The organism is Bacteroidales bacterium, assembly GCA_035353855.1.
Taxonomy (GTDB): Bacteria; Bacteroidota; Bacteroidia; order Bacteroidales; family CG2-30-32-10; genus DAOQAK01.
The window spans coordinates 12,852-23,027 of sequence record DAOQAK010000060.1 but is presented as its reverse complement, the minus strand read 5'-3'; the positions used below and the strand labels follow the sequence as shown (position 1 = coordinate 23,027).

The following is a 10,176-nucleotide window of genomic DNA, read 5'->3' as shown; positions in this document are numbered from 1 at the left end:
CAAATATGCAGATAATTCCTGAAAATAAAGCATCTTCGAATTTTTCAGCAACCCCGAATTAAACCCCCAAATTTATTCCCAAGCGTATAGTATTCGGATTTCCTATGTAAAAATCCGGAGTATAATTCTATTTTTCACTGTTTTTACAGCAAAATAGAAACAAAACACTTTGTACTTTCTACTTTTTCTTAAAACGATGCTTGACTATGCTCTGTTTAGTATTCATCAAGCATATTCGGTTTTTTAGGGGTTTTACTGTAACAATTTGTTAGATTGGGTTCAATTAAGAACCTCATTAATCTCCTGACTTCGACACGTTAAAAAACACATTATTTCGTTTATTATTGATTTGGAAAAAGCTCATATTTTATGAGAAAATTCCAATAATCGTATGAAAAAATGTAATTTAATACGAATATACGTACGAAAAAATGTATATTTGTACAAATAAATAAAAATGAGAAGAGCAAAATTAGCAGAGCTTATTGCCTGGAAAAATTCTGATTCCCGGAAACCATTAATAATAAGAGGTGCCAGACAAGTTGGCAAAACCTGGATTATGAAAGAATTTGGCAAAACTCAATACGCTCAAACGGTTTATGTGAATTTTGAAAAAAACAAGCGACTACGCGCATTGTTTTCAGATGATTTTGATATTAAAAGAATAATCGTTGCATTACAGGCAGAATCGGGATTAACAATAAATGCCGAAACTACCTTGTTGATATTTGATGAAATACAAGAAGCTCCCGAAGCAATTGCTGCATTAAAGTATTTTCAGGAAGATGCTAATGAATATCACATAGTTGCTGCAGGTTCTCTTTTGGGAGTGGCTATTCATTCTCATGTTTCTTTTCCGGTTGGAAAAATTGTTTTTATGGATTTGCAGCCGTTAACTTTTTTAGAATTCCTTGATGCGATTGGAGAAACGGCCCTTGTTGAAATCATTCATGAAGCAGATTGGAAATTATTAACCGCCTATAAAACAAAATATATTGAACGACTAAAGCAATATTACTATGTAGGAGGCATGCCTGAAGCGGTGTTGACATTTAGTAAAAACAACAATTTTAAAGAAGTACGTATTATTCAAAAACAAATTTTGGATGCTTACGAACAAGATTTTTCTAAACATGCGCCAAAAGAAATTATTCCTCGTATAAGAATGTTGTGGAATTCAATTCCAGCTCAATTAGCCAAAGAAAACCGGAAGTTTATTTATGGAATCATTAAAGAAGGCGCCCGGGCAAAAGATTATGAATTAGCCTTATCATGGTTAGTTGATTGTGGCCAGGTTCATAAAGTTTGCCGTGCAACAAAACCCTTTATACCATTGAAAGCTTATGAAGACATCAGCGCTTTCAAATTATTTATGGTCGATATTGGATTGTTAGCAGCGATGGGTGATATTGATGCTAAAACAATTATTGACGGAAATACTATATTTTCAGAATTCAAAGGAGCGCTGACAGAGCAGTATGTTTTTCAACAACTTATTAGCAGTAACGAATATGTTATTTATTATTGGACTGCCGAACGCTCTTCTGCTGAAATTGATTTCGTTGTTCAATATAATGGTGTTGTCGTTCCCCTTGAAGTTAAAGCAGAAGAAAACTTGAAGGCTAAAAGTTTAAAAGTATTTGTCGAAAAATTTAACCCAAGGGTTTCTGTTCGCACATCAATGTCTGATTTCCGCAAACAGGACTGGCTTACCAATGTTCCTTTGTATGCAATAAGTAAATTGAAAGACATTATCCTTCAAGTTATCGGTATTAAATAGGATCCGACTACTTTTTCATTATAGCTTTTTATGGAATCAGAATCCAAAAAATTCCGTTTTTTTTGAAATAGGATAAAATGTATTGCTAAAAAAATTGAGCCAATTAGCACGTACGTTCAAGTTAGTTGGCCATACTGGTCCGCGGCAGTCGGGGGAACCCATTCTTGTAAAGACACATTAAATTTCTTCAACATTCCTTATCATGATAATTAAAACCCCCAATTCATTCCAAAATATTTGATAATATTACCAGAAAAAATAAAACCGAAAAATTGTTCCTAATTTTAGTTTTGTATGCTTTTATGGAAAAAATGAATCCGCTGTGGCGGATATTTTTTTGTCTTTTACTCTGATTAAGAAAAAGTAGTAAAATTTGTATATTTTACCATGTAATATTAAAAATATATTTTAAATTTGCATGGATAAATTAAAATTTTATTTATGTATATTCAACGATACCTCGAAAGTAGTATTATTAAATCATTAAAAAACAACCCTGTTGTGGCGCTTATAGGCCCACGTCAATGTGGAAAATCAACTTTGGTAAAGCATTTAATAAAAAACTACCCTTCCAGCATTTATCTTGACCTGGAGCGTACCTCTGATTTAAATAAGTTAAATGATGCAGAGTTTTTTCTATCAGCCCAAAAGGGAAAATTAATCTGTATTGATGAAACTCAGCGTAAACCTGATATTTTCCCACTTATCAGAAGCTTAGTGGATGAATGGGAAATAAATTCCGCATTTCTTATTTTGGGTTCCGCATCAAGAAACCTGTTAAAACAAAGCTCAGAAACGCTTGCCGGAAGGATTGTATATAAAAAACTAAGTCCGTTTTTATGGGAAGAGTTAAATGATAATTATTCTTTTGAACAATATTTTTCACAGGGAGCATTCCCTCGCAGTTTACTGGCAACAGATGCAGAAATGTCGTTCGAGTGGCGTGAAAGTTTTATCTCAACATTCCTGGAACGGGATTTATTGCAATGGAGAGGCTTTACTCCTGTCACCATGCATCGGCTCTGGCAAATGCTTGCCCACCATAATGGACAAACTGTTGATTATTCTACGTTAGCAAAATCCCTCAGTATTTCTTCGGTAACAGTAAAAAATTACATTGATTTGCTGGAAGGTACTTTCATGATTGATGTTATTCCTTCATACACCTCAAATTTAGGAAAACGATTAGTAAAATCACCCAAAATATATATTTCTGATTCAGGTATAACTTCGGCTTTACTCGGTTTACGAAATTTTAATGAAATGATAGGACACCCATCCTTTGGCTCAATATGGGAACAAATAGTATTATCCAACATGAAAGGAATGTTCCCTGATGCATCGTTTTATTTTTATCGTACAAGTAATGGTGCAGAAGTTGATTTTGTAATGAAGTGGAGAAACAACATTTTTGCAATAGAATGCAAATCATCATCATCACCCTCATTATCCAAGGGAAATTACATCGCATTTGAAGATATTGCACCAAAAAATATCTTTGTTGTTGCACCCGTCAACTCAGGATGGACATTGAAAAAAAACATTGAAGTAGTAAATTTAAAGGAATTGAAAATCAAAATTAATGAAAAGAGCCTAATTTAGATTGGAAGAATAGTAATGCTCCTTTTGCCTTAACAACATAGTCTTTTATTAAATTGCTTGTCGAACATTTTTTCTTTCCTAAATAACCAACAGCTTCCCCTCCAAATTTGGCTGGTGTATTTATGCCATCTAATTGAATACTGGTAAATCTAACAGGTGCTTGTATTCTTCCAATACAGGCGGACATACTTTCTCCCAGCTACCATCTTTGCTCCATTTTTAAAAATTATAATACACGCTATTTCATTTGTATACTGTCTTAAATAATTGTTTTATGGGTAACTCATGCCATTTACAACCCATCTTTAAACGATAAAGTAAAGCCTCTACTAATTGATATTTCTTGACTTTGATGTTCTCCATGCAATTTCCGAATTTTAAATGCGGACAAAGCTCTTTTTTATTATAACTTTGTTTATCATTTTTTTTACACCAATGGTACTTTTTTTTAATTATACTGAGCGAATGAATTTGCATTATTTTGCAAATTCGTTCAGCCGAAGTATACAATTGCTTTATGCCATTAGCGTTTTATTAACATCCAACTTTGAACAACTTCAAAAATAAAAGTATATGAAACAAGTAGTAAGAAATGTAAAGATTATAGGTACCGGTTCTTATACGCCCGACAAAATATACACCAACGAATACCTTGAAAGTATACTCCAGACTAATGCTGAATGGATATATAAAAATGTAGGTATAAAAGAAAGACGTATTGCTGCCGATAATGAAGCCACCAGTGATCTGGCAACACAGGCAGCTTTAAATGCAATAGAAAATGCGGGTTTAAATGTAAAAGATATCGATTTAATCATAGTAGCTACTGCAACTCATGACCGTAAAGCACCTTCAACAGCAGCTTTTGTACAACATAAACTTCAGGCATTTAATTCAGTGGCATTTGACATTTCTGCTGTTTGCAGCGGTTTTTTATATGGTATGTCTGTTGCAAGTCAATACATTGCTACCGGAGTATATAATCATGTATTGGTAATCGGAGCAGATACATTTTCAAAAATAACAGATTGGACTCATCGCAATGCAGTATTTTTCGGTGATGGTGCGGGTGCAGCTGTATTAACATACAGTGATAAAGAAGATGGTTTTTTAGCATTTCGCTTATATACGGATTCAAGTGATAGGATGCTGGGATTTACTATTCCCGGCGGTGGTTCCGAATTCCCTTTAAACGAGCATAATATCAAGGAAGGGTTACAATATTTTCAAATGGATGGACATGTAGTCTATGAATCAGCTATCAAGGTCTTACCCCATGCTATCAATCAAGTATTAGAAGATACGAAAATGAGTATTGATGACATAGACTGGATGATACCCCATCAACCAAGTATACGTATTCTCAAAAAAACGGCAGAATTGGTAGGCTTACCTTTTGAAAAAGTTAAATATAATATGGATAAATATGCCAATACTTCTGGAGGAACAATTCCGATATTAATGGATGAATGCCACAGAAATGGTACCATCCAAAAAGGAAATTAAATTTTATTCGCAGCTGTAGGAAGTGGCTGGACTTATGGAGCTGCTATCATCAAATGGGCTTAAAAATATACTCGTTCTTATCAGGTTTGCAAAAGCAAAACTGTTTAGAACGAGTTATACCGTACAGAAATCAAAAAATATTTTTGCAAACCTTTTTTCTGTCGGTATAAAATATATTATTATGGGAACTCCTAAAAAAGATACCTGAATTTTGAGTCGAAATTATAGTCTTTACAACCCCCAATTCATTCCAAAACTTATAGTATTCGTATTTCCTAAATAAAAACCAGGAGTATAATTTTTAAAATCATCTTTTATATAAGCATTTGAATAACCCGCAAATACTTTGATATCATTATAAATTTCATAGTTTACATTAAAAGAAATATTTTTTTTACTCCATAACACTTCACTCATAAAAGGCAATCCAAGTCCGCTATGCCCCACTCCCGTGTAAGGATAATCAGGTCCTTTTCTTGAAAGCTGATAAGATATTTCAAAATGTACTTTAGAAATTGGTTTATATCGAATAGCAAAATACCATTCATCAGCATTATCTTTCAAATAATTTCCCAAAGTATAACCATTAGTTTCAAAAGTTGTTGTTGGAATGAAATGCTTATAAACAATGGGATTCGACCTTGTATATTCTGCAATTACTGAATAATTCTTAAAATATAAATCTGATACAGCAACTCCTGCTTTAAAACTAATAAAATTTGATTGCTCATTTTCATTCCACATATTTCCAATATCTATCTCATCACAAAAGATAGAAGTGTACAAATGAAGATGCTTAATTTGTCTTGATGATATATCAAAAAACATTTGTGCATTTTGTCCGGCTTTATTACTCATCCCATTCTGGCTATGGTCAACTGCTTTAAAGAACATCACTGGAATTAAAAAACCTGGCTGGATTCCAATGTCACTATAGATAACAGAATTTCCAAGTGAAATATTTAATTTTTTAAACGGAGTAAATGTAAACATATTGGCTGCAATATATTTCTGGCGATATATAATTCTATTTCCATAATTGTAGCTGTACGTTCTTAAACTATCTATTACTCCCGAAACCAGCCATCCGTGAATATAATTAAAATCAAACCACTTCGCAGGATTTACATGAAATTTAATAAATGGAAATGATGGCGCCCGGTTTGAAATAATATTTGCCCCATTGTAATTATTCCCCCAGGTAATATTATCCTTGACTAATCCAACACTTCCCCACTTCCACGAATAGGTTATTCCGCCTTTCATTTCTTCATAATCACCACCACCATTACCATCAGGCTTATAACAACCGCCTTCCTGCTGAGTTAAATAATTTGGCTTAGCCAATAATTCCGATTCAAAGTTATCTCTCAAACTTGCATAAAATCCCCAATGTTTTCCTATTGTTGCAAAAGCTTCTGCCCCATTCCACCGGTGATAATTTGTACCATTTTCATTAACAAAATAATTTATTCCTAAAATCGGATTAACAGAAAAATTGAAAAGAGAATCTTTATAATAAAATAAATCTATTCTTTTTCTGAAAGAAGTTTTATTTTTTGAAATTACATTTTTTCCAATGAAATCAGTAGTCTCAAAACCATCTAATTCTTTTTCATAATCAAGCAGATAAAAATTAAGTTCATCTTGTTGCCGCTTACTTAACAATTCTTTTTTTGATAAAGCTTCCTTTAATTTCTCTGCAATTAAAATTCTTGAATATGGCTTTATTACTGAATTTATTGAAATCACATTATCATTTGCCAATTCATCTATAAATTCATAAATATTGGTATTACTTACATTTTGATAAACTTCCTGTGAATATGAATTACAAAATATAAATAAAGAAAAAAGTAAAACAGAGATATTTTTTTTCATCGATTTATCAATATATAGCTGCAAATATAGAAAAAAGAGAAGTAGAAAAAATGATTTAAAAAATATGATTTGTACCGATACAGAAACATTCAACCAAACCAGTTGCTCAAACAAACTATTGACGGATAGTCTTATGTTTATAGGTTGGGCAGATGGTCAAGTCAATTGTTATAGGTTTATAGTAAATCATTATGAAAATTTAGTCAGGTGGCAAAATGGTTTTTGGTTGATAGAAAAAAGTTTTTTCTTATAACTATTCACCTTTGACTTAACCAGTTGTTCAACCATACAACTATTGACAAAAAATAAATTCAATATTCAAATTGTACTAAAACGGAACATTCATACTATTTTATAAATTAAGGAACAAATATGCTGAATTATAAAATGAATATTTGTAATGAAATAAATACAAATATGCTTATATTTGTAAAATAATTATTACACATATGCTAAAAAGACAACTATTTCACACAATATTACCACAATTAGAACATAAGAATGCCATTATAATTACAGGTATGCGCCAGGTAGGTAAGACAACTCTTATGCGCCAATTATTTAAAGAATTTAAAGGAAAAAAATTGTGGTTTGATTTTGACAACCCTTTAGATTTAATGACGTTTGAAAACATTAATTACAAAGCAATATATGCAGACCTGCAAAGTGCATCAGGAGTAAAAAAAGACGAAAGGTTACTTGTATGTATAGATGAAATACAGAATTTCCCGGAAATAACAAAAATTATCAAATACCTGATAGATTATTATGCAGTAAAATTTATAGTAACCGGTTCATCAAATTATTATTTGCGAAATCTTTTTCCTGAATCATTAAGCGGCAGAAAATTTTTATATGTATTACCAGTATTAACTTATCGTGAATTTTTACTTTTTAATGGCAAATCGTTGGGCAATGAATTACCTGATAATATTGAAGATATACTAAAGCCTAAAAGTAAAGCATCCATATTTAAAATGAAAGAACTCTATGATTTATATATAGAATATGGTGGATTTCCAGAGGTCGCATTAACACCGGATATTGCTACAAAAAAAATGATTTTAAAAAATATATTTGCATCATTTTTCGAAAAAGATATAAAAGTTTTTACTGAACTGAAAGATGTGAGAGAGTTGCGTGATCTTATTCTTCTTTTAGCGGCAAGGAACGGAAATATGATTGATATATCAAAATTTTCATCGGAATTAGGAATAAACAGGGTAAAGCTATATAATTATATTGAATTTCTTCAAGGAATATTTTTCCTGAGATTAATACCCAAATATTCTAAAAGTATTGATCGAAGTATTGCTGGCGGTAAAAAAATATATTTTTCTGATACCGGCATTTTAAATATAATAGCCAAAGTTACAGAAGGGCAAATCCTTGAGGTTGCCGTAGCAAACCAATTGAGCAATTACGGTAATTTAAGTTTCTATAATAAAAGAAACACATCTGAAATAGATTTCATTTTAAATAACGAATTTGCATTTAAAGTAAAACAAAAAGCAATAGAATCAGATTATAAAAAATTGGTTAAAATTTCAAAAGAATTAAATATTGAAAAAAGTTTTGTAATCAGCAAAACATTCACAGAAGGATCGAATATTGTTTATCCGTTCTTTATATAGTTTGATGAGAAGTTCAAAGCAAATTAATATTCATGGACTTTAAGGACTTTGAATTTTATTGATGTTCTTTCCTTAATAAATCGTTTATCGTTTTTACTGGATTGAAAGTAATAATAGGTACTTCAACAAAAACAGTTATCCAGTCGGCCATTGCGCCATTCCACAAACCCGGAAGTTCCATTGCTTTCAAATCTTTTCCATCCTTTGATTTGACAGAAATAAATCCGGTGTTGCTATCAACATAATTCAAAAGATTAAAATTATTCCCTTTATAATCTTTCACTCCGCAAACAAGGTCGACAGGATTAAAATGTGTTGATTTTTCAAAAATTTCTTTTTGATTAGAATCAGCAAAATCAATTTGTGAAGATTCAATAATTTGTAATGAAATTTCACCATTTTCATTTTTAACCCAGAATGGTCCACCACCAGGTTCACCTTCATTTTTAACCATTCCACAAACTCTTATTGGTCGATTTAATTTTGAAAAAAGAATTTTTATTTTTTCGTTTTTTTCTTTTTCATCAAAATCATTAATAACAATTTTCAATTTACTTTCCGAAAACTTTTTTATTTCTAATAATAAATTGTCACCAATATTCCCACTTGATAATATTTCCAGATACCTAAAAACATTTGTTTGTAATTCTATTAAATATCCGGCAAGAACTTTTTTATATAATGTTGTTTCGGGTTTTAATCTATCAGGGACAATGTTATCAATATTTTTAATAAAAACTACATCTCCATTTAAATCATTTAGATTCTCAATTAAAGCTCCATGTCCACCCGGTCGAAATAATAAGGAACCATTTTTTTCTCTGAAAGGTTCATTGTGCATATCAACAGCAATGGTATCGGTAGATGATTTTTGAATTGAAAAAGTAACATTAAATTTTACATCATATTTTTTTTCATATTCATTGATAATACCATTTAATAATTTTTTGAATTTCAATTCATGCTCCGGCGATACCGTAAAATGTAATAACGCATTATTATTTACATCCTTGCAATAATTAACAGCTTCAACCAAATGCTCTTCAAATGCAGATCTTGAACAGTTTTCATATTTATGGAATTTCAGTAGCCCTTTCGGTAATTCAGAGTAATCAAGACCTTTACCGAATAATAAAAATTCGATTATCGGAATAAAATTTTTATTTACAATACATTCATCAATATCATAATCATTCATGACATTTTTTAAATCATTATAAAATGCAAAGTTTTTTATATCATTGATGAATTTATAAACCGAATTAAAACTTTTATCATTCAAATAATTTTGATAAGCTTCCTCTGAACCATCATATTTTTCCTGAAAGGAATGCAATGCTTTAAACATACGACTTGCAGCACCCGATGCCGGAACAAACTTGAGGACCTTTTTGGTTTTTAAACCATTTTCATAAACCGAATTTAATCGTTTAACTTCATCATCATTAAATTTCTCAATGCCATTATTTTCAATAGTTGCAGAAGAAGAAAGATTTATAAAAGGAAAACCTTCTTTAAATTTTTTTATCTGTTCTTCAACAGTATGAATTTCAACACCTTTTTTAGATAATTGATTTAAATCATGCTTATTAAACATAAAAATATATTTTATTAAAATATTTTGATAAATATAACAATAAAAATTATAAATTTGCAAAACTTTTTTGGGCAACAAATGCTCCCGATAATTATAGGGAAGTTGATACAAAAGGAATTAAACGTACATTTATTTTTATTTTATTGCCCAGGTGGTGGCCCCGATAGTTATCGGGA

General features: G+C 30.9%; 7 protein-coding genes. 4 read left to right on the top strand and 3 right to left on the bottom strand.

Features of this window, described 5'->3' with window-relative positions:
- The first annotated feature begins 457 nt into the window (after window positions 1-457).
- Together PKK00_13270 and PKK00_13265 are read left to right on the top strand one after the other, a co-directional pair.
- Window positions 458-1,780 (top strand): ATP-binding protein, encoded by a 1,323-nt coding sequence (locus PKK00_13270; protein ID HNW99371.1) that lies wholly within the window; start codon window positions 458-460, stop codon window positions 1,778-1,780.
- Between the two features lie 441 nt (window positions 1,781-2,221).
- Window positions 2,222-3,382, top strand: coding sequence for an ATP-binding protein (locus tag PKK00_13265; protein HNW99370.1), 1,161 nt, complete (start codon window positions 2,222-2,224; stop codon window positions 3,380-3,382).
- Here the strand turns inward: PKK00_13265 and PKK00_13260 are convergent.
- Window positions 3,360-3,569: a hypothetical protein gene (locus PKK00_13260; GenBank protein ID HNW99369.1), complete on the bottom strand. Its 210-nt coding sequence runs from the start codon at window positions 3,567-3,569 to the stop codon at window positions 3,360-3,362. The two genes, PKK00_13265 and PKK00_13260, sit on opposite strands and share 23 nt — an antisense overlap.
- 386 nt (window positions 3,570-3,955) lie before the next feature.
- On the opposite strand from PKK00_13260, the gene PKK00_13255 reads away from it, so the two are divergent.
- Window positions 3,956-4,888 carry a beta-ketoacyl-ACP synthase III gene (locus PKK00_13255; GenBank protein ID HNW99368.1) on the top strand — a complete coding sequence of 311 codons (933 nt, stop codon included), beginning with the start codon at window positions 3,956-3,958 and terminating at the stop codon, window positions 4,886-4,888.
- A gap of 231 nt (window positions 4,889-5,119) precedes the next feature.
- Here the strand turns inward: PKK00_13255 and PKK00_13250 are convergent, their stop codons facing one another.
- The gene (locus PKK00_13250; protein ID HNW99367.1) at window positions 5,120-6,769 is read right to left on the bottom strand and encodes a hypothetical protein; all 1,650 of its coding nucleotides are present in this window, start codon (window positions 6,767-6,769) and stop codon (window positions 5,120-5,122) included.
- 449 nt (window positions 6,770-7,218) lie between these two features.
- Between PKK00_13250 and PKK00_13245 the strand changes: the two genes are divergently transcribed.
- Window positions 7,219-8,403: an ATP-binding protein gene (locus PKK00_13245; GenBank protein ID HNW99366.1), complete on the top strand. Its 1,185-nt coding sequence runs from the start codon at window positions 7,219-7,221 to the stop codon at window positions 8,401-8,403.
- A 55-nt stretch (window positions 8,404-8,458) separates the two neighbouring features.
- Here the strand turns inward: PKK00_13245 and PKK00_13240 are convergent, their stop codons facing one another.
- Window positions 8,459-10,000, bottom strand: a complete 1,542-nt coding sequence (locus tag PKK00_13240) for a DUF4301 family protein (GenBank protein HNW99365.1) — start codon at window positions 9,998-10,000, stop codon at window positions 8,459-8,461.
- Window positions 10,001-10,176: the final 176 nt, after the last annotated feature.